Here is a 19939-nt window from a genome sequence, read left to right as displayed (position 1 = left end):
CTATGGACTTTGCGTTCAACGAAGAACAGCGCCTGTTGCGGCAGGCCGTGGAGGATCTCCTGGCGCCTATGCGCCCGCAACCTGGGGACGAGGATTCTGGGCCAAACTTCGAGCAGATCTGGCGTGCCCTGACTTCGGCCGGATTGACCGGGGTGCTCGTCCCGTCAAACGCCGGGGGCGTTGGCCTTGGCTTGGTGGAAGCTGGCTGCATTTTAGAGGGGCTCGGCGCCTCCCTTGCCGGGGGCAGTTTTATCTCCACCGCCGTACTTGGCGCGGTGCTCCTGGGCCAAGCGACGTCACGGGGAGTGCGAGAGGAGTGGCTCGCCCGTATTGCGGATGGCACCCTGCGCCTTTGTGTTCTACCGCAAGAAGTGGCGACACGGAGTGTCGCGGTAATAGCTTCGGCGGCAGCATGGACTTGGCCCGTCATAGGCTTCCCCGAGGCCCATTCATTCTTGTTTCTCAGGGAGAGCCCGGACGGCGACGGCCTGCTGCTCGGCGCTTGCGAGCGGGCGAGCTCCGGATGGACGGCCGAGCTACTACCGTGGCCGGACCGCAGCCGGCAGGTGCACGCACTGCAGGTGCCGTCTGAGTTCGAGTTGCAGGCGTCTTGGCCCGTCCCACATGCGGCAGCGTCGACGTTGGGACACACGGCGGCAGCTGCCTTGTCCGCCGAAATGCTCGGCGGGGCCACGAGGGCGCTTTCCTTAGCTTGCGACTATGCGCGCGAGCGACAGCAGTTCGGACAGCCCATCGGCGCCTTCCAGTCCATTAAACACCTGCTCGCCGATGATCGCGTCCTGCTAGACGGGTTGAGGTCGTTGACCTACGCGGCGCTCTGGCAATTGCAGGTCGGTGATCCTGCTGGACCGGCCACGGCACACGCCGCCAAGGCTTGGGCGGGCGAGGTTTATCCGCGCATCGCGGCCGACGCGATCCAGGTATTTGGCGCCATGGGCGTTGCTGCGGAATCTCTGCCGCACCGCTATTTGAAGCGGGCACAGAGCGATCGAGTGGTTTTCGGCACGCCAGCGTGGCACCTGCACGCTCTGCAAGTGTACGAGGCTGCGCTTTAAGCAGCGATATTCAAGAAATGGAGACAAATCATGCGCAACTCTTCTAGCATCAATCGCCGGGCAATCATGCGGGCCTCAGCCGCCCTCGGCGCCGGCCTGCTCATCGGCCCCACCTTGGCGCAGGCGTCCCGGGGTGCTCCGCTCAAGCTGGGCATGGTTGTACCTGTGACAGGGCGCTTCGCGTCGTACGGCGGTTCCGCAGTTCCCGGCGCGCGGCTCGCAACGCGCTTGATCAATGAGAAGGGCGGGGTCGCCGCGCTCGGTAACGCCCCTCTGGAGCTTGTGCTCGCTGATTCGAAAGGCGAAGCCAAAGTAACGGTCGCTGAGATCGAGCGCTTGATCAACGATCAAAAGGTTGCCGGCATCATCGGGCCGTTTTCCAGCCTCGATGCGCTGGCGGCCAATCCGCTGTCGGATCAATATAAGGTGCCTTTCGTGTCGCCCTTCTGGTCCAGCGAGAAGGCATTCACTCTGAATTCGCGGTACTCACGTACTTTGAACCTCACCAGCGGCTCTTACGCCGCTGCGGCAGTGAACTTGCTGAAGGTGCTCCGCAACAAGCACGGTGTCGCCGCCAGTAAGGTAGCGGTCGTGTATGACAACAGCGAATATGGCCGAGCGGCCGCGGATGCTGTTAAGCGCCTCCTGGTTCAGGGCGGCACCCCTGCAGCCCTGGATCTACCGGTAACGCCGGGGTCCAGCGACTACGGCCCCACCATCCTACGTGTCCGCGACAGTGGTGCCGACGTGGTGCTTGCCGGGTTCTACTTCCAGGAAACGGTGTTGCTGCTGCGCGCGGCGGATGCGCTGAATTTCAGGGTGCCAATTATCGGTTTCGGATCAGGGTTCGCGGACGCTCGCCTGCCCGGCGCCCTCGGTCCCGAGGTCGCTGCTCGCGCGCTGAAGGCACCTGTTTTCGGCACCACGACCGGCATGCGCGAGAGCACAAAGTATGGGCCGTTGCAGGCCCTTCTCAAAGCGGCCGAGAAGGAACCGGTGCGTCCTGGCATTACCCCCGGGGTCGAACTCGAGTGGTATGGTCTGGGCGCGCAGGCGGTATATGTATTCAAAGTGGCCTTTGAGCAGGCAGCAACCACTGCCGGACCCAAGGTGAACGATGCCATTCTGGCCATGAACATGCCTCGTGGCGCCGATAGCTTGGTCGTGCCGTTCTACGATCCGTCGTTGTCCTGGGAACGTAACGGGCAGCCACGCAATCAGGCGCCGTCCGTCGCGCAGTGGCAGGACGGCAAGTCTGTCATTGTCTTTCCGGAAGATGCCGCCGCCGCGGCACCCCGTCTCTGACCAGTCGCACCCACCAGCGCCGGCCGCGGTCGTTACCCGACGCATGGAGTCGAATCCGTGATACCTATACTTCGTCTCCAGCACGTCACGCAGCGCTTCGGCGGTGTCGTCGCCCTCGACGACGTCTCTTTTGACGTGCTGCCAGGACAAATCACCGGCCTGATCGGTCCAAACGGCTCGGGGAAGACGACCGCGTTCGCGGTTGTGAGCGGCTTCCTTCGCCCCACCGAGGGCCGCGTTTTCTTTGAAGGTCGCGACATCACGGGCGTCCAGCCGCACGAGATGACGCGTCTGGGGATTGCCCGTACTTTTCAGACGCCTCAGCTGTTCACATCACTCACCGTTCGCGAGACGCTCGAGGTGGCGGCCAGCGCAGCTGGAAACGAAAAGGGGTTCGAGGGGGCACTACGCACGGCCTCGGATATCGGCCTTGGTTCAAAGCTCGAGCACCTGCCGGGCGAGTTGACAACTGCCGACACGCGCTTACTGGAAATTGTCAAGGTCTTTGCGACGGGCGCCCGACTAGTGCTGCTAGACGAGGTATTCGCCGGATTGAGTTCCACCGAGATCGATCGAACAGCGCAGGTCATCCGCCGGTATGCATCAGAAAAGTCTTTTGTGGTCATCGAGCACCGCATGCGGGCCGTAATGGCCCTGTGCGAGTACATCCACGTGTTGGTCTATGGCCGCTTGGCCGCCTCAGGGGAGCCGCAGGAGATTACCTCGAATCCTGAGGTGATCGCTGCCTACCTCGGCGCGGAGGAACTGGCGCATGCTTGATGTCAAAAATGTGAGTGCTGGCTATGGCGGCGTCGAGATCATCCGGGACGTATCACTCTCGGTCGCCGGCGGCCAGATCGTCTCCCTGCTCGGCGCGAACGGTGCCGGCAAGTCGACACTGCTGCGCGTAGTGAGCGGACTGATGCGGCCCAACGCGGGTTCGGTGCGCTTTGAAGGGGAGGACATCACGGGACTGCGTCCCGATCAAGTGGCCGCGCGCGGACTCGTCCAGGTGCCACAGGGCCGGCACCTATTCACCCGGCTTCCCGTGCAGGACAACCTGCTCCTGGGGAACACGCCACGGCACGCCCGGCCACACCGTCAAGCCTTGCTGGACAAGATATTCGCCATGTTTCCTATCCTCGCGGAGCGCAAGGGACAGCTTGCCGGAACCCTTTCGGGGGGGCAGCAGCAGATGGTGGCGATAGGACGGGCGCTGATGGGCGCCCCCCGCTTGCTGGTACTGGACGAGCCATCGATCGGCCTGTCGCCCAGCGTGACGCTGGAGGTCCTCGGCCACATCAAGGCACTGAACGAGGGCGGCATGACTGTTCTGCTGGTAGAGCAGAACGTGGCCCAAGCGCTATCAGTCTCGCAGCACGGCTACATCCTGGAGAACGGCGCCATTGCGTTGGGCGGAGAGTCACAGACCCTGCGGCACGATCCAGGCGTGCGCATGGCCTATCTCGGACTGTGAAAGAACGATGGATACAGCACTCCAGATTTTCACCCAGGGCGCCGTCCTCGGCGGTGTTTACGCCCTGATAGCGCTTGCGCTCGCTATCGTCTACTCGGTGACGCACCAGCTAAATTTTGCGCACGGTGACCTTATGGCCATTGCGATGTACTTGGCCCTCCTCGGGTCCGCGTCACTCGGTGTGGACCCCTATGTGGCTGTCCTGGCGATCGCACCAATCATGTTTATCAGCGGGTTCGCGCTTTTCCGGCTGGTCTTCGCTCCGATGCTCTCTGCCCCGCACCTTGTCGTCATCCAGGTGACCCTGGCGTTGTCGTTTGTCGTACAGAGCGCGTTGCTCCTCACATTTTCTAGCAACTTTCATACGGTGCAGTCGGTGCTGAGCGGTAAGATCTTGCGGCTAGGCTCGGTTTCACTTTCCGCCGCGCCCGTGCTCGCGTTCGCTGTCTCAATCGTGCTGGCGCTGCTCGCGTTCTATGTGATTCGGCGCACCGACTTTGGGCGAAAGGTCCTCGCTGTTGCGGAAGACAGCGAGGCAGCGTCCTTGTCGGGTGTAAACGTGGGTCTGGTCCAGGCGACGGTCTTCGCCACTGCGCTTGCCGTACTGGGCATAGCCGGGCCACTGGTCGCGCCTATCCTGGTGTTGCAGCCGACGGTCGGCCTGCACCTTACGCTGATCTCTTTCATCGTGTTCATTCTCGGTGGGATGAACAACTACATCGGCACGCTCGTAGCCGGCCTCATCATCGGATTGGCCGAAGCCCTGTCTTCGCTCTACATGCGGCCTGCGGAACTCGCGCCAGCCGTGCCTTACTTGATCTTCGTCCTATTTCTGCTCGTTCGCCCTGAAGGCGTCCTGGAGCGGTCAGCATGAACTTCCCGGTACGACAATTGGTTTTGGTGGCTATCGTGCTTGCTGCCGGCATCGCTTCTGCTGAGGTGTTCTCGGGCAGCGTGATCGACGTCCTGATCGTTGCCCTGTGGTTCGCATTCCTATGTCAGACGTGGAACATCACGGGAGGCATGGCGGGTCAGTTCAGCTTCGCGCACCCGGTGTACGTCGCTTGTGGCGGCTATACGTCCACCATCCTGTTCCTGCACCTGCAGGTGAGCCCCTGGATCGGCATGTTCGCGGGCGCGGTGCTCGCCATGGGCTTCGCTGCATTACTGTGCTGGATCAATTTCCGCCAGCAATTGCCGATGCTCACCTACGCGCTGATCACCCTGGCGGTGACCTTCGTCACCGTTATCGCGCTGCAATCATTCAATTTCCTGGGCGGCCACGAAGGGTTGGTAATCCCGCGCGGCAACTCCCCCGCGACCTTCCGGTTCACCGACAAGAATGCCTACTTGTATATCGTCCTCGTCGCGGTCTGCCTCATGCTGCTGCTGTCTCTCGTGCTTCGCAACTCTAGGTTCGGGGTGCGACTGGTAGCCATTCGCGACAATCAGGACGCGGCCCGCATGTTGGGAGTTGATGTCCTAAAGGTCACGATGATCAGCAGCACGCTGTCGGCGGGCCTTGGTGCGTTGGGAGGAACCTTTTACGCGCACTACCTCAGCGTCATCGATCCGAGCATCTCGCAGGTCGACTTGGCCGTGCAGATCGTGCTGATGACCGCCGTCGGCGGCATTGGTACCGTTTGGGGGCCCTTTCTCGGACCACTGCTTCTGGTGCCTGTCGAGCGTGCGCTGAGCCGCGAGTTCGTGCAGCTGGCCGGCCTCGGCAATCTGTTCTATGGCTTGGTGATTATCGTCGTGCTGCTGGGCCTGCGAGATGGCTTGGTGACGTGGGTTTCGAAGCGATTGCGTTCGCGTAGAATGCGGCGACATACGCTGCCGGGCCAAGTTAGGTAATCGACCTGGTCCAGGCACTCCCCGGCCGTGGCAACTTCATGCGCAGAGCCAACCAAAATATCAGTGGGAACGTCGCCGACTCCGGCTTTGTCAAGAGTCAGACCGAGGATGCAGAACTGATCCGTCTGCGGCGCGGGCAGATTGTGCAGGCCGCCGTTAAGCTGTTCTCAGAGCGAGGGTTCTATAGGACAACAGTGCAGCAGGTCGCTGAGAAGGCTCACATCAGCGCGGGTCTCATCTACCACTACGCGCGGACCAAAGAGGACATCCTGCTGTTGGCGCTCGTGAGCGTGCTTGAAGGGTACAAGAATGAGCTACCCAACGCCATGGGGCAGTTCGAGGACCCTCTAGAGCGGCTCCACGCCGGCGTTCGCGCTTATTGCGGGGTGGTGGATCATCGTCGCGAGGCGACCGTGTTGGCTTACCGCTCGACGAAGTCACTACCTGGCCGGCAGCGGGAGGCCATAAAACAGTTGGAGGTGGAAACGAATCGTCTGATCGAGGCATGTTTGGAAGAGTGCATAGCGGTCGGCTACTTCCGCGACGTGAACGTCCAGTTGACTGCATATCACTTTGTGACCTTCGCCCACACCTGGGCGCTCAAGTATTGGCGCTTGGCCTCCATCACCACCCTGGACGATTATTTCCGGGAAGGTTTCGATTTCTTCGTACGGGGGCTGGTCACCCCGAAAGGGTGGCGGCGCTACCTGAAGTTGGCGGACGCGGCCAGCGCGGCGGCTTGAAACGCGCGATCAGGTTCGCTGCTTGCGTGAACGTGTGGGCGGTTTTCGCTCGAGGTTTTGGGAGCGCTCTTTTGTCCAAATACCGCTGAACGCGAGGATCGACGTTCGGATCAGCGGTTCGATAGGTCCCTTGCCGCGATCGAACCACACGACTGTACGGTTCAGCCCGCCCAAGATTAGGGCACGCAGCATTGATACGTCCAAGTCGGGGTGGAGCCAACCGTGGCGTCGGGCGCTGTCCAGCAAGGTGCGCCAGTAATCCGAGTAGTTTTCGCGTAGGGGTCGCAGGCGCTTCCCCACGTCGGGCGGCATCTGTCCATGGAAGCGCAAATTCGTTGAGGTGTACGTCAGGTTCTCGTGGATGCCGCGCAAATGACCGGCGATGGCCGCTTCCACGCGGTCGCGCGGATTCGCCTCAGGCGGCAGCACCTCCACCGCCCCGCGCGTGCATTGCAGCGTCTGCGTGAGACCAGTCCGGAGGATTTCCTCCAGGATTCGTTCCTTTGATTCGAAGTGGTGGTAAACGCTCGCTGGCCGGATGCCCACCTCGTCGGCAATCTGGCGCAGGCCGGTGCCCGCGTAGCCAAAGGTTGAGAACAGCCCCGCTGCGGCGTCCAGTATCAGAGCGCGCGAGTCCGTTGCCGGCTGTTCCCGCGAGGTGGCTTCGTGTTTTCGGGTTCTGGCCATCGGGTGTCTCTCCAGTGGTGACAAAGTGTATTCGCTCATTTGGCACGCCGAACACATCTGCTTGACGGTAATGCGCCCACATACCTTATCATCTCACGAACGTTCGACAGGGCAGCGCGGAGGGTCCGCGCTTCACTGATCAACGGCCCCGAGGAGACCGACTTGTCCGAGCAACACCTGACCTTGGAGACCAGAGGCGGCATCGCTACGCTGGCGCTCAACCGACCGGAGGCGCTGAACGCCCTCAGCCCTGCGATGACCGACGCGCTGATCGACGCAACCCAGGAGTGCGAGCGGAACCCGGAGATTCGTTGCGTGGTTCTGCGCGGCGCCGGCCGCGCCTTCATGGCAGGCGGCGACGTGAAAGGGCTCCATGCATCGCTTTCCGCCGATGCCGAGGCGCACGTTCGCCGTATGGAGATGCGCGTCATCCGGGCGCATCAGTTGATCTCGCAGTTGCGGCGTATGCCCAAGCCGGTGATCGCGGCCGTGCACGGTGCTGTGGCGGGTTTCGGTGTCGGCCTGTCGATGGCGGCCGACGTGGTTGTGGCACGCGAAGACGCCTTCTTTCTGGTCGCCTACCGGCACATCGGCCTGACGGCAGACGCTGGCGTGACGCACTTCCTTCCGCGAATCGTGGGCGAGCGCAAGGCGCTTGAGATGTCACTGTTTGGCGAGCGGTGCCCTGCCGAAGAGGCCCTTCGCCTGGGCATGGTCAATTGGGTCGTCCCCACGGCGGGCTTCGACGCCTTCGTGCGGGACAAGGCGGCCGCGCTCGCCGCGGGGCCGTCCGTGGCCCTGGGCCATGTGAAGGCCCTCATCCGCGGATCGCTGGATCGCAGCTGGGACGAGCAATCGCACCGCGAAGCTGAGGGAATCGCCGCCGCCAGCCGCAGCCACGACCATCTCGAAGGGGTCACCGCGTTCGTCGAGAAGCGGGCGGCGGTTTTCGTAGGCCGTTGAATCTGGGAACCCGTTCGACCAAGAAAACTGGGTCTTCTGGGAAGAGTGTGGGTGAAATTGGACATGAAATCGCCGCAAAGCCTTACTGGGAGCGGGTTTCAAGGGTTTGATGGCCTCGTGGAAACTGGCACGATTTTGCGATGGCTTATCCACGCAAACGAAGACGTCTTCTCGACGCGTACCGGTTTTCCGGTTTTCGACCCTTGGAGCAGATCGGCGGAGTGTTCGGCGACCCGTTCGCGCGCGTCGTCACACTCGTTCGGCGCTCAAAAAACCGTCTGCAAGGAGTGCGGTCGCACGCACATGGGCTGGTACGACCGCACGACGCGACGTGCGCGCGATCTGTCCAGCGGCAACACGCGCGTCTACCTGGAGTTCGAGGTCCGTCGGGTCCAGTGCCCCCACTGCGCCAAAGTGATGCGCGAGCAGCTGGACTTTCTTGCCGACAACCCGTTCTACACCAAACGCTTCGCGTGCTTCGTCGGGCGCCGCTGCCGCATCAGCACCATCAAAGATGTTGCCGAAGAACTGAACCTGCACTGGGAGGCGGTCAAGACCCTGGAGATGCAGTACATGCGCGCGCAGCTGGCCAAGGCCGGCACGCCCGGGCCCAAGGCCATCGGCGTCGACGAGATCTCCATCAGGAAGGGCCACACCTATCGCATCGTCGTCAGCGACCTGGTGCGCCACCGGCCGATTGGTTCGGCGGCCAGGACCGCTCCGAGGCGAGCATGGCGCAGTTCTACGAGTGGCTGGGCCACAGGAAGACGCGGGGCATTCGCCTGGCGGTGATGGACATGTGGAAGCCGTTTCGCAACGCCACTCAGAACCACGCGCCGCAGGCGGCCATCTTGTTCGACAAGTTCCACATCATGAGGCACCTGGGCGAGGCGCTGGACAAGGTGCGCAAGGCGGAGTACGCGCGCCTGTCGGGCAAGGACCGACGATTCATCAAGGGGAAGAAGTACACCCTGCTGTCCAACAGGGACAACCTCACCTTGGAAGGCCGGAAGTCGCTCAGGCTGCTGCTGGCGGCCAACAAGCGGTTGAACACGGCGTACCTGCTGAAGGAGTCGTTCGGCCAACTGTGGGACTACAGCAGCGAGGCCTGGACACGGCGGTTCTTCGAGAACTGGCGCGCCAGCCTGAAGTGGCAGCGGTTGAAGCCGTACGAGAAGTTCGCCGAGATGATCGATCGCCATTGGGATGGAATCGCCGCCTACTGCAAGCCACAGAACAAGGTGTCGCTCGGATTCGTGGAGGGTCTGAACAACAAGATCCGCGTCATGCAGCGACGGGCATACGGCTGCGCGATGAAGAGTACGCGTCGGGCACGACCTGCGCAAGGCGTTCCATCAAATCCTTGGCGGTCGCCGTCGGCTCATCGTTAAGCCAGCCCTCGACGACGGGCCAGGCGTGCGCGAAGGGGTCCGCCCGTGTTCTCCATCACCGCTCGGCAGCCGGTTGCTTTCGGTGCGTCGGGCGCACCTCGCCGTCCCTCCACGCTGTCGCCAGGCTTTCGAGGAACTTCGACACGTCCGTAGCCATAGAAACCGGCGAACGATCCTGCGGTGCGCGTGCTGCCATGTCACTCAGCACTTGCTGAGCCGCCCGGATGTCGCGCAGCAGTAGCACCTGGGTCGAGGCGATGGAATTGCTCCCTGAGCTTCGACTTGACCATTTCGCTCACGCACGGTGACGCCAGCAGGCGATCACACGGCGTTGCCGGTGCGTGGTGCCGCCCGTGATCGCGCCTGCTCGGCCTCAGCTCTAAGAACCCGGATCGCATGCTTGCGGTGGTAGCCGCTGATTGCAACGAATTCGTCCAGGATCTTGGTCCTCTCGTTCAATGCCGCCCCGCGGTACCGCGCCCCGACCCCTTCGATCAACTCCTTGCGTGTTGTCATGCTGATTCGCCTCGTCACGTTGTTTTGCTCCCGCCGGCCCCTCTGAACCACCCCGGGTTTCGTGGAGGCGGGTTGGTGTGAGTCAGACCTGCATGGTCTGCTGAATTCGGCTGTTGGATTCTCCTTTCTTCAAGCCCCCCGCAGGGGCCGCCTGAGGCCCCCCGGTTGGACCCATGTACTCATGGTTCAACCCGCGCTGCGAGCGCCAGTAGTTCGCCTCGGCTTCGGCTGGCGGGATGTAGCCGATCGGCTCAAGCAGGCGATGGTGGTTGAACCACGACACCCATTCGAGCGTGGCCAACTCGACCGCCTCGCGCGTCTTCCACGGCGCCCGGCGATGGATCAATTCGGCCTCGTACAGGCCGTTGATCGTCTCGGCCAGTGCGTTGTCGTAGCTGTCGCCCTTGCTGCCCACAGAAGGCTCGATGCCGGCCTCGGCCAGTCGCTCGGTGTAGCGGATGGACACGTATTGCGATCCTCTGTCGGAATGGTGGACCAGATCGCCCTCGCGCTCATTGCGCCGTGCGTACAGCGCCTGCTCCAGCGCATCGAGCACGAAGTCGGTCTGCATAGAGGAGCTGACCCGCCAGCCGACGATGCAGCGCGCGAACACGTCGATGACGAAGGCCACGTAGACGAAGCCCTGCCAGGTCGACACGTAGGTGAAGTCGCTCACCCACAGCTGGTTTGGCCGCTCGGCGCGGAACTCTCGATTGACGCGGTCCAGCGGGCACGCAGTCTTGGCATCGGGCACCGTCGTTCGCACGCGCTTGCCTCGCACCGCCCCGCGCAGGCCCAGCCTGCGCATCAGGCGCTCCACCGTGCAGCGCGCCACCTCGATGCGCTCGCGATTGAGCTGCTTCCAGACCTTGTCGGCGCCGTACACGCGCAGGTTGGCGTTCCACACGCGCTCGATCTCGGGCAGCAGTCGCGCGTCGCGCTGCTGCCTGGGCGGGCACAGCGCCGGCTCGCGTCGGCGGCGCGCCTCCCGCCAGTACGCCGAAGGGGCAATCTGCAACGCCTTGCAGATCGGCTCGACCCCGAAACGAGCACGATGCTCGTCAACAAGCGGCATCACGACTTCAAGCGGCGGTCGAGCTCCGCCTGGGCGAAATACGCGCCGGCCAGCCTCAGGATCTCGTTGGCGCGGCGCAGCTCGCGCACCTCGCGCTCGAGTTCCTTCACCCGCTGCTGCTCGCTCGTCGTCGGCCCTTCTCGCAGGCCGCCGTCACGCTCGCCTTGGCGCACCCAACGCCGCAGCGTCTCGGACGTGCAACCGATCTTGGCCGCGATGGATTCGATCGCCGCCCACTGCGATGGGTACTGGTCCTTGGCGTCGAAAACCATGCGCACCGCACGCTCGACCACCTCGGGGGAAAACTTCGGGGACTTCCTCATATCGGCTCAATCTTCTCAAATGAAGGAGCCTCCTCAAAATCCGGGGCGGTTCACCTCCGGCGGGTAGCAGCCTACGTGAGGCAAGGGGTCAGCGCGAGTAGCAAAACAGCTGAGTCAATGCGAGCGCTCAAAATAGTTGACGCCGGGCACTCGTCGATCCTGCGCATCAGCGCCAAGTCGGCCTCGCTCACCCGGCGCGCCAAGTAGTACACCGAGCCCCTGCTGATCGCCAGCAGCTCGGCTTGCCGCGTGATCGGGAGGTCATGATCACGGTCGATCACCGCTTTGCGCTCAGCAATCCCGCTTTGGTGAGCGCGCCGGCTAAAAAATCATTCTCCAGAGCCAGCTGTCCGATCTTGGCGGTAAGTGTCCGACCGAGGCCGTCCTTGACGGCTAGGCAGCGTCAAGCGTTCACCACATGACGCAGTAGCGGGAAGGACACGCGCCAGTTGCGGCCGTCGCACGAGACGGTGGCGGTCTGCTGGTTGATGCGAACGATCACCCCGAGGCGGTGTTGCAGGTCGGCGTCCGTGAAGCTCACGCGCTGGCCGACGCGGAAGTCTTCTCGCCGGCCGACCTCGGGTGGTGGGGCGAGGCTTTCGTCTCTTGCCGCTGGCGTCTCGGCTGCAGGTTCGAGCACGATGCCGGCGTACGACAGGCTGATGTGACGTTTGGTCTCCAGGTCGAGCACGTTGACCCGGCTGTCTTTCATCGAGACCACCTGACCCGCACGCAGCTTGCCGTCCGGCCAGTTGAAGAACTGCACCAGCTGGCCGAGGTGCATCTGGCTGCGCGCTTGCACGATGCGCCGGGGGTCAGCCAGCAACTTTTCGATGATCCAGCTGAGCTGGTACAGCTCCGAGCTGGTAGCCATCGGCAGGTCTTCGATCTTCAAGTTCAGACGCATGGGCAGCATTCTGCCCGGCGCTCTCAGGCGGCCAGGCGTTGGTCCGCGCCGGTGTCCAGGGCCGCAGCGACCGCCCACGGCAGCAACTCGTCGACCCGGTTGATGGGATGGTCGGCAACGCGCTCGAGAACGTGGCGCAGGTAGCGAAGCGGCTCCACGCCATTGAGTTTGGCCGAGCCAATGAGCGTGTAGATCACGGCGGCGCTGGCGCCGCCGCCTTCGGACCCGAGGTGCAGATAGTTCTTGCGCCCGATTGCAACGGCTCTGAGCGCACGCTCCGCGGCGTTGTTATGTGCCTCGATCCGCCCGTCGTCGACGAACCGGGTGAGCGCGCTCCAGTTGGCCATCGTGTACCCGATCGCGCCGGCCATCGGCGACTTGGCCGATACCTGAGCGAGCGTGAACTCCATCCACTGCCGCAGTTCCTGCAGCAGTGGCCGCGTTCGCAACTGGCGCTGGCGGCGCCGTTCGTCCGGCGGCTTGCCGCGGATCTCGGCCTCGATCGCGAACAACCTGCCCATTCTCACCAACGCCTGGTGGGCCAGCGTGCCCGGCAACCGGTGTTGGCGCTCATGGATGTCCCAGGCCTTACGGCGAGCGTGGCTCCAGCAAGCTGCTTCGACGACGCGGCCGCTGTCATACAGCTGGTGGAACCCGGCGAAGGCGTCGGCCTGCAATATGCCGTTGAAGTCCTTCAGGTGCCGGGTCGGGTGTTCACCGCGGCGGTTGGGCGAGAACTGGAACCACACTGCCGGCGGCGCGACGTCCGCACTGGGGCGATCGTCGCGCACGTACACCCACAGGCGCCCCGTCTTGGCGCTGCTGCCGGCACCTCCCAGGACGCGCACGGGCGTGTCGTCAGCGTGGATCTTGTCGGCAGCGCGCACATAGCGGCCGATCGCGTCGGCCACAGGCGTGAGAAGGCGCGCAGCCTGGCCGACCCAGTCGGCCAGCGTCGAGCGCGGCAGGTCCACACCCTCGCGCGCGAAGATCTGGCTTTGCCGGTACAGCGGCGTGTGATCCGAATACTTGCTCACCAGCACGTGGGCCAGCAGCCCGGCGCCCGGCAGGCCTCGCTCGATCGGCCGGCTTGGAGCCGCAGCCTGGAAGATCTTGTCGCAGCCGCCGCAGGCGAGCTTCGGGCGCACGTGGCGCACGACGTGGAAGCTGCCGGGCTCGTAATCGAGCACTTCCGAGACGTCCTGGCAGATCTCGCGCATGCCGCCGCCGCACTGCTCGCAGCTGCAGCCTGCCTCAGGCTGGTGAACCACAGTGCGCCGCGGCAAATGGTCGGGGAGCTCTCGGTAGCCGGCGCGCTTGCCGCCGGCGGCGCGCTTCTTGCGCCGTTGCTCGTCCAGGTCTGCAACGTTCGAGGCCGGCTGCTGCTCCGGTTCAGCCGTGGCGGCACGGTGCCATCGAGCAGCACTTGCTCGTGACCGAGCTGCTCGCTGGTGCTGCCGAACTTCATCCGCCGCAGGTACGCCAGCTCCGTCTTGAGCTTGTCGATCGTCAGGTGCGCGATCTTGAGCTTCTCGCGCGCGCGCAGCACCTCCCCGTTGAGGGCGGCATTGCTTGCGAGCAGCTCGGTGTATTCCACGGGGGCCGACTATGCCGCCGCGGGCGCATCGCAGCAAGAGGAGTTGCACTGTCAACCGCTCACGCAGCCATCTGCGGCTGCCACGTGCGCTCGGGCCGTCTCCAGTCGATGCCTTCCAGGAGCATCGACAGCTGCGCGTTGCTCAGCGACACGCTGCCGCCCTCGGCCTGCGGCCACACGAAGCGGCCCCGCTCGAGCCGCTTGGCCAGCAGGCACATGCCGTCGCCGTCGCTCCACAGGACCTTGACCAGGTCGCCGCGGCGGCCGCGGAAGACGAAGACGTGGCCGGAGTACGGGTCGGCGGCCAGCGCGGTCTGCACCTTGGCCGCCAGCGTGTCAAAGCCGCAGCGCATGTCGGTCACGCCCGCAGCCAGCCAGATGCGCGTTCCCGCCGGCAGGCCGATCATGCCGCCTCGCGCAGCGCGCGCAGCACCGCGCGCAGGCTGTCTTCCTGGACCGTGCCGCGCAGGCGTAGCTTGGCGCCAGCGATCTCAAGCTCGATCAGGCCGTAGCCCGTCGGAACCGCCGGCTTGGGCGTGTTCACGATCGCCGCAATCGGCTCGTGTGGTTCGACTCGGACCTGCAGCAGCCTCGTCTCTGTCGCGGCTTGGCTGGCCGCCGCAGACTCCCGCAGCCACGCCCGTCGCCACGTGAACAGCATGTTGGCGTTGATCCCGTGCTCAAGGGCGATCGCCGACACCGATGCTCTCGGCTCGAGGCACTGCTGCACCAGCTTGGCCTTGAACGCACGGTCATGATGCCGCCGCCCGCCCGAATGCCCCGACTCACTCTTCATAGTTCCCACGATCTCCTACAGGTGCACACCTGTAAGCGTGGGCACCTCAACCGAGATGCTGCGTCAGCACGCCGGCGCTGGGAAGAACGGCCTTCGTCGGACTCTTACTCTTGGCGTGCAAGGGAGCGAGGTCCACCGGCTCGAGCGACTGGGCACCGCCGCCGAAGGCCTCGGCGGCGTACTCCAGCAACTGCCGCTTCCTTTCCACGATCTGCGTCGGGTGCAGTTCAAAATGCTTGGCCAACTCCGACAGCGTCTTGTCTTCACGTAAGGCAGCCAGGGCCACATTGGCCCTGAACGCCGGCGTGTGGGTGCGGCGAGTACGCCGCGCGGATTTCTTCACCATCGAAAACCCCTGTCGCCGGCTGCCAAGAGCCGGCATCATGCCCGGAGTTTCCACTTATCGCGCTGTTCAGATTTGCGGAGCCACTTCTTGTCAATGAGTCCTGCGCGTGCAGAGGGGCCTGGTCGAGGCCGCTTCAGCCGACTGCCTTGGAGGCGTGCAGAGCTTCAATTTCCGCCGCACTAAAGCCGGCCTGCTCGAGCACCTCTAACGTGTGCGCACCCGGGAGTGCTGGCGAGGAGCGCAATTCCGAGCGCGTGCGGCCGAAACGCGGTGCCGGAGCAGGCTGAACGATTCCGGCAAACTCGACGACCGAGCCGCGCGCGCGCAGATGCGGATGCTCCCGCGCCTCGACGGGGCTGAGCACTGGAGCAAAGCAGACATCGCTGCCTTCCATGAGTGCACACCATTCGTCACGTGTTTTCGTGCGGAACACGGCCGCCAGCCGTTCGCGCAGTGCGGGCCAATTACGCTGCTCGTGCTGCGCCCCTACTGTGGCGGGATCTATTCCCGTTCGTTCGAGCAGCTCTTTGAAGAAACGGGCTTCGATGGAGCCAACGGCCACGTGCTTACCGTCTGAGGTTTCATACACGCAGTAGAAGGGCGCGGCGCCGTCCAGCATATTCTGCTCGCGACCGTCGCGCCAAGCGCCGCGGGCCAGCGTCGCGTAAAGGGAAGTCATTAGAACGGAGACGCCATCGACCATCGCGGCATCCACTACTTGCCCGCGGCCAGATGTGCGGCTCTCCAGCACTGCGGCGACAATTCCGAGTGCAAGAAACACCGCCCCTCCCCCATAGTCGCCCACCAGGTTGAGCGGCACTGTTGGTCTATCCTTGGTGCCTATTGCTCCTAGTGCGCCCGCCAGCGCGATGTAATTGATATCGTGTCCGGCTGCCTGCGCGAGTGGCCCGTCCTGACCCCACCCAGTCATGCGCCCGTATACAAGACGAGGGTTGACCGTCTCGCAGTCCTTCGGGCCAAGTCCAAGGCGCTCCGTTACGCCTGGTCGGAAGCCTTCGACCAGGACATCTGCGTTCGCCAGCAGGCGTCGCACTGCCGCGATGCCCTCTGGCGACTTCAGGTCTATCGCGGCCGAGCGTTTGTTACGGTTCAGCAAATTAAAGCGTGGGTCGGCCGGTGACCCGAGGTCGGCCGGCACCATGCGATCTATGCGGATCACGTCCGCTCCCATGTCCGCAAGCAGCATGCAGCAGAACGGCCCCGGGCCGATCGCGCCGAGCTCGATCACCTTGACGCCTTGCAGAGGTCCCATTGCGACGCCTCAGCGAACGGGTCGTGCTGCGAACAGCGGCCCGTCTTCGTAATTCAACACGACGAGTTCGACGCGGTCGCCGACTCGAGCTTCTGCATCGCCTGAGGTCAGACGGGTGGCAAGGCGCAGCCCGACATCCAGATCCACGATGCACAAGTCGTAAGGCGCCTCGTGAGCGAAGATTGCCGGGGCGATGTGCACGGTGGTCTTCGTGTAGACCGTGCCACTTGTGGGCACGTCGGACCAGGTGACATCCTTGCTCCAACAATGGGGACAGAAGGACTTCGGAGGAAAGGTCAGCTTCTGGCAATGGTCGCAGCGGGTCGTGGTGAAGCGGCCTTCGGCCAAGGCGTCCCAGAAGCGGCCGGTAAGTTCTGAGCGGCGTGGCGGATAGGCGCGCTTGCCGTCGCGCTTGAGAATGTCGAGCTTACTCATGCTACCGCCTCCATCACGTGCATCAGGGCTGCGTTGTAGTTGCCGAGTTCGCAGATGGTGAGTCCCAGCGCTGCGTCGCGCACTTGCCGCTCGCCGGCGCGATGACGAAGCTGTTCCAGTGCTTCGATGACGCTGTAGAGTGGGGTGACGTACGGTGGATGTCCTCGCGACTGCAGGCCGCCCGAAGTGCAAATGGGGATGCGCCCGCCGAGGGTCGTCTCGCCTGCGGCCGCAGCGGCGGCACCCTGTCCCCGCGCGACCAGACTGATCGCCTCGGAGACGCAGACCTCCACGATCGTGCAGGGCGCGTAGATCTCCGCGAAGTCCATGTCGGAGGCTTTCACCCCCGCTTGGGCGTACGCCCGCTGCGCTGCGATGGTCGCCGGCGTGAATGCGGTCATGTCGCTGGGCACCTCGCTGATCTGGTGTGCACCTTCGTGATGAAAGCCACGCCCGCGAACGCGTGCGTACGGACGGCCGGTTTGCCGGGCGACCTCTTCGCTTGCGACGACGACGCAAACCGCACCATCTGAACGGGGTGGCACTTCCAAAAGACCGAGCGGTTCCACGATCATGCGTTGATTCAGCACTTCTTCGAGCGTGATGGGTTTGCGATACTGCGCAAGCGGGTTGTGGACAGCGTGGGAGCGGTTCTTGACCGCGACCATAGCGATCTGTTCGCGCGTGGCGCCGAACTCGTGCATGTAGCGCACCGCGTCCATCGCATACCAAGCGATCGGAGTGAAGCCACAGGAGCTCTGGAAATCCACGTCGCCGGTCGCGCGCATCGTGTTGTTGAGGTGTGCCGCTGTGTCGGCGCCCAGCTCGAAGCTCGTGCCAAGCGCGAGAGCCACGTCTGCCCGGCCACTCGCCACTTGGTCGATCGCCTGATCGAACGCGAGGCCGCCGGTCATGCCGTTGCCGAGAACCTCCATCACGATGCCGTCGGCAGGCAAGCGAAGGTAGTGCGCCATGAACGTGGCGAAATAGAGCTGACGCGTGTACACGCGCGGGTGAGAGAACACGAGCGAGCCAATGCGCGTCTTTTCGATTCCGGCGTCCTCCACGGCATCGAGCACGCAGCGGGCAAGCACTTCATGCTCAAGCACCTGCACCGGCACGTCCGGTTTTTCCATCAGCTTGCCGCAAGGAACGGCAGCACCGCCGATTACGGCGACGGGTCGGGTCATGAAAAATACCTCCAGTTCAATGAGTTACCCACTCCACCGCATCGGCGATGTCGGCGCGTGGCAGGCGAAAACTGTTCGCGGGGTGCTCGCGGTCCGCATATCCGAAGGAGATTCCGCAGACGATCGTACGTTCGGGTGGAATGCCGAAGTGGTTGCGAACGAGCGGAGCGTGGTGCGCGATGGCGGCTTGAGCACATGTGCTCACGCCGTGGGCGTGCGCAGCCGATAGGAAGTTAGCTACGTAGCCACCGCAATCGAGGTAGGCGTAAGGCCCCAGCGCCTCGTCGGTCGTCACGACGAGCATGTGCGGAGCCCCGAAAAAGCGGTAGTTCTCTAGCAACTGCCGTGAGCGGCCTGCGGTGTCGTCACGTGCGATGCCGAGCGCGCGGTACAGCGTAAACCCCGCTTCGCGGCGGCGCTGCAAATAGACTCCCCTATATTCCCGCGGCCACGGGATATCGGGTTGGCTGGACGACGCAGATTGCGCCTGCGCATAGAGGGACTGACGCAGACGATTGGTGCCTTCGGCTTCGGTGATGTACACGTGCCAGGGTTGCGTGTTGCACCACGTCGCTGTTCGCTGGGCGAGGCGCAGTATGGCCTGAATGTCCGACCTGGGAACGGATTTGGTCAGGAAAGCGCGGCAGCTGAAGCGCTCCCGCAACACCTCCTCTAAAGTGCTCTCTTTGAGAAGCCGGCTATTTTCAAGCCGCGCGTTCACGAGCGGTCTCCGAACACGCCTGCTGCTTTTAGGCCAGCAAGGCGGTCCTTGGACGCTTGCAGAAGTTCCGTCAGGATCCTATCTGTGTGCTCGCCGAGTAGCGGTGCGGCTACCGGGTTGACGATGGGTGTTTCCGAGAAGTGAAACGGCGGCGCGATGTTGGGGACCTCGCCAGCCGTGGGGTGAGGAATCTTGGAAAGCAGGCGGCGTTCCCGCATCTCGTCGGAGTCGAACGCCTCGCGAATCGTGCGAACCAAGCCCATTGGAACACCGCATTCGTGGCCACGTTTCAACCATTCCTCGCGTCCCCGCTCACGGAAATGACCGCGCAGGACTTCGTGCAGTTCCTTGCGGTGCATCATGCGGCCGGCGTTCGTGCGGAAGCGCTCATCCTGCGCCAGTTCCGGACGCTCGAGCACCTCGAGGACGAGCTTTTGGAAATTGCGATCGTTCGCGCATGTCAGATAAAGGGGGCCGTTCGTGGTTGGGAACAGCCCTACGGGTTCGGCGGTGTTCGATCCATTGCCTGGCCGCTGCTGGTCCTCGCCCGTCATGAGGTAGTTCATGCCGTACTGGCCCGTTAGCGCGATCGCATCGTCAAACATCGTGACTTCGACATATTGGCCGATCCCATGGCGTTCGCGCGCCATGAGGGCTGCCAGAATCGCGTTACTGGTCATCATCCCTGTCGAGATGTCGATGACCGAAGGCCCAGCGCGAACCGGGTCTTGGTCCGGGAACCCATTCATTGAAAGGAAGCCGGTCTCCGCCTGCACCACGGGGTCGTAGCCGGGACGATGGGCGAAGGCACCCTGCCTGCCGAATGCCGACACCGAGCAATAGATCAAGCGGGGATTGCACGCTCTCAGCGTGTCGTAAGAGAGGTTGAGCTTCTCCATGACTCCTGTCGAGAAGTTCTCCACGACAACGTCAGCATGGGCCGCGAGTTCCTGGGCAAGCTCCTGTCCCTGGGGAAGCCGCAGATCGATTGCGATGCTGCGCTTGTTCCGGTTGGTCCAGATGTACAGCGAACTCTCGCCGCCGAGCGAAGGCGGCTTCAGGCCGCGCGCGTCATCGCCGGTAAGAGGATTTTCAACCTTGATGACGTCGGCGCCCAGGTCCGCCAGCAGCATGGTGCCGTACGGTCCGGCGATCAGGCGGGTGAAGTCGAGGACGCGAATGCCCGCGAGTGCGGCAGGCGAGCCGGACTCGCGGGGAGTATGGGCAGAAAGGACCGGAGCGGCGGTGGGCAAATGAGGTC

General features: G+C 63.7%; 20 protein-coding genes, 4 pseudogenes and 1 other annotated feature. Of the genes and pseudogenes, 10 read left to right on the top strand and 14 right to left on the bottom strand.

The window, feature by feature from the left end:
• The first annotated feature begins 2 nt into the window (after positions 1 to 2).
• Genes RAMLITH_RS24150 through RAMLITH_RS24120 form a run of 7 tightly spaced genes read left to right on the top strand, consistent with a single transcriptional unit; the run spans position 3 to position 6458 of the window.
• Positions 3 to 1076, top strand: a complete 1074-nt coding sequence (locus tag RAMLITH_RS24150) for an acyl-CoA dehydrogenase family protein (protein WP_168110026.1) — start codon at positions 3 to 5, stop codon at positions 1074 to 1076.
• 30 nt (positions 1077 to 1106) lie between these two features.
• The gene (locus tag RAMLITH_RS24145; RefSeq protein WP_168110025.1) at positions 1107 to 2381 is read left to right on the top strand and encodes an ABC transporter substrate-binding protein; all 1275 of its coding nucleotides are present in this window, start codon (positions 1107 to 1109) and stop codon (positions 2379 to 2381) included.
• A gap of 57 nt (positions 2382 to 2438) precedes the next feature.
• On the top strand, positions 2439 to 3161 hold the full coding sequence (locus RAMLITH_RS26245; RefSeq protein ID WP_168110106.1) for an ATP-binding cassette domain-containing protein: 723 nt from the start codon (positions 2439 to 2441) through the stop codon (positions 3159 to 3161).
• A complete protein-coding gene (locus RAMLITH_RS24135; RefSeq protein WP_168110024.1) occupies positions 3154 to 3858 on the top strand; it encodes an ABC transporter ATP-binding protein in 705 nt (234 codons plus the stop codon). Before RAMLITH_RS26245 ends, RAMLITH_RS24135 begins: the two co-directional genes overlap by 8 nt.
• A gap of 7 nt (positions 3859 to 3865) precedes the next feature.
• Positions 3866 to 4732, top strand: coding sequence for a branched-chain amino acid ABC transporter permease (locus RAMLITH_RS24130; RefSeq protein WP_168110023.1), 867 nt, complete (start codon positions 3866 to 3868; stop codon positions 4730 to 4732).
• Complete coding sequence (locus tag RAMLITH_RS24125; RefSeq protein WP_168110022.1) at positions 4729 to 5715, top strand: branched-chain amino acid ABC transporter permease; 987 nt, start codon at positions 4729 to 4731, stop codon at positions 5713 to 5715. The genes RAMLITH_RS24130 and RAMLITH_RS24125 overlap by 4 nt, the downstream gene beginning before the upstream one ends.
• Before the next feature lie 38 nt (positions 5716 to 5753).
• A complete protein-coding gene (locus RAMLITH_RS24120; protein ID WP_168110021.1) occupies positions 5754 to 6458 on the top strand; it encodes a TetR/AcrR family transcriptional regulator in 705 nt (234 codons plus the stop codon).
• Positions 6459 to 6467: 9 nt separating this feature from the next.
• Here RAMLITH_RS24120 and RAMLITH_RS24115 read toward each other — a convergent pair whose 3' ends face one another.
• Positions 6468 to 7145: a TetR/AcrR family transcriptional regulator gene (locus RAMLITH_RS24115; RefSeq protein WP_168110020.1), complete on the bottom strand. Its 678-nt coding sequence runs from the start codon at positions 7143 to 7145 to the stop codon at positions 6468 to 6470.
• Between the two features lie 162 nt (positions 7146 to 7307).
• Between RAMLITH_RS24115 and RAMLITH_RS24110 the strand changes: the two genes are divergently transcribed.
• The 3 genes from RAMLITH_RS24110 to RAMLITH_RS24100 all read left to right on the top strand — a co-directional run bounded on the left by RAMLITH_RS24110 (position 7308) and on the right by RAMLITH_RS24100 (position 9499).
• Positions 7308 to 8108 (top strand): enoyl-CoA hydratase/isomerase family protein, encoded by an 801-nt coding sequence (locus RAMLITH_RS24110; RefSeq protein ID WP_168110019.1) that lies wholly within the window; start codon positions 7308 to 7310, stop codon positions 8106 to 8108.
• Positions 8109 to 8171: 63 nt separating this feature from the next.
• Positions 8172 to 8900 (top strand): transposase family protein, encoded by a 729-nt coding sequence (locus RAMLITH_RS24105; protein ID WP_272954219.1) that lies wholly within the window; start codon positions 8172 to 8174, stop codon positions 8898 to 8900.
• Complete coding sequence (locus RAMLITH_RS24100) at positions 8840 to 9499, top strand: transposase (RefSeq protein ID WP_168110018.1); 660 nt, start codon at positions 8840 to 8842, stop codon at positions 9497 to 9499. The genes RAMLITH_RS24105 and RAMLITH_RS24100 overlap by 61 nt, the downstream gene beginning before the upstream one ends.
• Positions 9500 to 9820: 321 nt before the next feature.
• On the opposite strand, the gene RAMLITH_RS24095 is transcribed toward RAMLITH_RS24100, so the two are convergent.
• From RAMLITH_RS24095 to RAMLITH_RS24035, 13 genes and pseudogenes are all read right to left on the bottom strand, one after another.
• Positions 9821 to 10015, bottom strand: a complete 195-nt coding sequence (locus RAMLITH_RS24095) for a hypothetical protein (protein WP_181017815.1) — start codon at positions 10013 to 10015, stop codon at positions 9821 to 9823.
• Positions 10016 to 10217: 202 nt separating this feature from the next.
• Positions 10218 to 11413 (bottom strand): annotated as a pseudogene (locus RAMLITH_RS24090) (IS3 family transposase); the annotation flags it as partial.
• Positions 11019 to 11135 (bottom strand) — a sequence feature (AL1L pseudoknot). Its footprint overlaps the pseudogene before it by 117 nt.
• A gap of 149 nt (positions 11414 to 11562) precedes the next feature.
• Positions 11563 to 11786, bottom strand: a pseudogene (locus tag RAMLITH_RS24085) (IS3 family transposase); the annotation flags it as partial.
• A gap of 30 nt (positions 11787 to 11816) precedes the next feature.
• Positions 11817 to 12320, bottom strand: a complete 504-nt coding sequence (locus RAMLITH_RS24080) for a hypothetical protein (protein ID WP_168110017.1) — start codon at positions 12318 to 12320, stop codon at positions 11817 to 11819.
• A gap of 23 nt (positions 12321 to 12343) precedes the next feature.
• Positions 12344 to 13624, bottom strand: a pseudogene (gene tnpC, locus RAMLITH_RS24075) (IS66 family transposase); the annotation flags it as partial.
• 352 nt (positions 13625 to 13976) lie between these two features.
• On the bottom strand, positions 13977 to 14324 hold the full coding sequence (gene tnpB / locus RAMLITH_RS24070; RefSeq protein ID WP_168110015.1) for an IS66 family insertion sequence element accessory protein TnpB: 348 nt from the start codon (positions 14322 to 14324) through the stop codon (positions 13977 to 13979).
• A complete protein-coding gene (gene tnpA, locus RAMLITH_RS24065; RefSeq protein WP_168110014.1) occupies positions 14321 to 14713 on the bottom strand; it encodes an IS66-like element accessory protein TnpA in 393 nt (130 codons plus the stop codon). The genes tnpB and tnpA overlap by 4 nt, the downstream gene beginning before the upstream one ends.
• Before the next feature lie 109 nt (positions 14714 to 14822).
• Positions 14823 to 15059, bottom strand: a pseudogene (locus RAMLITH_RS24060) (transposase); the annotation flags it as partial.
• Positions 15060 to 15192: 133 nt separating this feature from the next.
• Positions 15193 to 16332 (bottom strand): CaiB/BaiF CoA transferase family protein, encoded by a 1140-nt coding sequence (locus RAMLITH_RS24055; protein ID WP_168110012.1) that lies wholly within the window; start codon positions 16330 to 16332, stop codon positions 15193 to 15195.
• 9 nt (positions 16333 to 16341) lie between these two features.
• A complete protein-coding gene (locus tag RAMLITH_RS24050; RefSeq protein WP_168110011.1) occupies positions 16342 to 16767 on the bottom strand; it encodes a Zn-ribbon domain-containing OB-fold protein in 426 nt (141 codons plus the stop codon).
• On the bottom strand, positions 16764 to 17957 hold the full coding sequence (locus RAMLITH_RS24045; RefSeq protein WP_168110010.1) for a thiolase family protein: 1194 nt from the start codon (positions 17955 to 17957) through the stop codon (positions 16764 to 16766). Before RAMLITH_RS24045 ends, RAMLITH_RS24050 begins: the two co-directional genes overlap by 4 nt.
• Before the next feature lie 16 nt (positions 17958 to 17973).
• The gene (locus tag RAMLITH_RS24040; RefSeq protein WP_337786203.1) at positions 17974 to 18678 is read right to left on the bottom strand and encodes a nitroreductase; all 705 of its coding nucleotides are present in this window, start codon (positions 18676 to 18678) and stop codon (positions 17974 to 17976) included.
• Positions 18675 to 19931, bottom strand: a complete 1257-nt coding sequence (locus tag RAMLITH_RS24035) for a CaiB/BaiF CoA transferase family protein (protein ID WP_168110009.1) — start codon at positions 19929 to 19931, stop codon at positions 18675 to 18677. Before RAMLITH_RS24035 ends, RAMLITH_RS24040 begins: the two co-directional genes overlap by 4 nt.
• Positions 19932 to 19939: the final 8 nt, after the last annotated feature.

The organism is Ramlibacter lithotrophicus (assembly GCF_012184415.1).
In the GTDB taxonomy this organism is placed as follows: Bacteria; Pseudomonadota; Gammaproteobacteria; order Burkholderiales; family Burkholderiaceae_C; genus Ramlibacter; species Ramlibacter lithotrophicus.
The sequence above is the reverse complement of the archived record's forward strand: the minus strand, read 5'-3'. Positions and strand labels throughout refer to the sequence as shown.

Excerpts from the sequence above, each read along its gene's own strand:
- tnpA (WP_168110014.1), bottom strand. The coding sequence starts at position 14,713 with ATGAAGAGTGAGTCGGGGCATTCGGGCGGGCGGCGGCATCATGACCGT.
- RAMLITH_RS24130 (WP_168110023.1), top strand. The coding sequence starts at position 3,866 with ATGGATACAGCACTCCAGATTTTCACCCAGGGCGCCGTCCTCGGCGGT.
- RAMLITH_RS24095 (WP_181017815.1), bottom strand. The coding sequence starts at position 10,015 with ATGACAACACGCAAGGAGTTGATCGAAGGGGTCGGGGCGCGGTACCGC.
- tnpB (WP_168110015.1), bottom strand. The coding sequence starts at position 14,324 with ATGATCGGCCTGCCGGCGGGAACGCGCATCTGGCTGGCTGCGGGCGTG.
- RAMLITH_RS24050 (WP_168110011.1), bottom strand. The coding sequence starts at position 16,767 with ATGAGTAAGCTCGACATTCTCAAGCGCGACGGCAAGCGCGCCTATCCG.
- RAMLITH_RS24135 (WP_168110024.1), top strand. The coding sequence starts at position 3,154 with ATGCTTGATGTCAAAAATGTGAGTGCTGGCTATGGCGGCGTCGAGATC.
- RAMLITH_RS24105 (WP_272954219.1), top strand. The coding sequence starts at position 8,172 with ATGAAATCGCCGCAAAGCCTTACTGGGAGCGGGTTTCAAGGGTTTGAT.
- RAMLITH_RS24145 (WP_168110025.1), top strand. The coding sequence starts at position 1,107 with ATGCGCAACTCTTCTAGCATCAATCGCCGGGCAATCATGCGGGCCTCA.
- RAMLITH_RS24055 (WP_168110012.1), bottom strand. The coding sequence starts at position 16,332 with ATGGGACCTCTGCAAGGCGTCAAGGTGATCGAGCTCGGCGCGATCGGC.
- RAMLITH_RS24150 (WP_168110026.1), top strand. The coding sequence starts at position 3 with ATGGACTTTGCGTTCAACGAAGAACAGCGCCTGTTGCGGCAGGCCGTG.
- RAMLITH_RS24120 (WP_168110021.1), top strand. The coding sequence starts at position 5,754 with ATGCGCAGAGCCAACCAAAATATCAGTGGGAACGTCGCCGACTCCGGC.
- RAMLITH_RS24080 (WP_168110017.1), bottom strand. The coding sequence starts at position 12,320 with ATGCGTCTGAACTTGAAGATCGAAGACCTGCCGATGGCTACCAGCTCG.
- RAMLITH_RS24045 (WP_168110010.1), bottom strand. The coding sequence starts at position 17,957 with ATGACCCGACCCGTCGCCGTAATCGGCGGTGCTGCCGTTCCTTGCGGC.
- RAMLITH_RS24115 (WP_168110020.1), bottom strand. The coding sequence starts at position 7,145 with ATGGCCAGAACCCGAAAACACGAAGCCACCTCGCGGGAACAGCCGGCA.
- RAMLITH_RS24100 (WP_168110018.1), top strand. The coding sequence starts at position 8,840 with ATGGCGCAGTTCTACGAGTGGCTGGGCCACAGGAAGACGCGGGGCATT.
- RAMLITH_RS24125 (WP_168110022.1), top strand. The coding sequence starts at position 4,729 with ATGAACTTCCCGGTACGACAATTGGTTTTGGTGGCTATCGTGCTTGCT.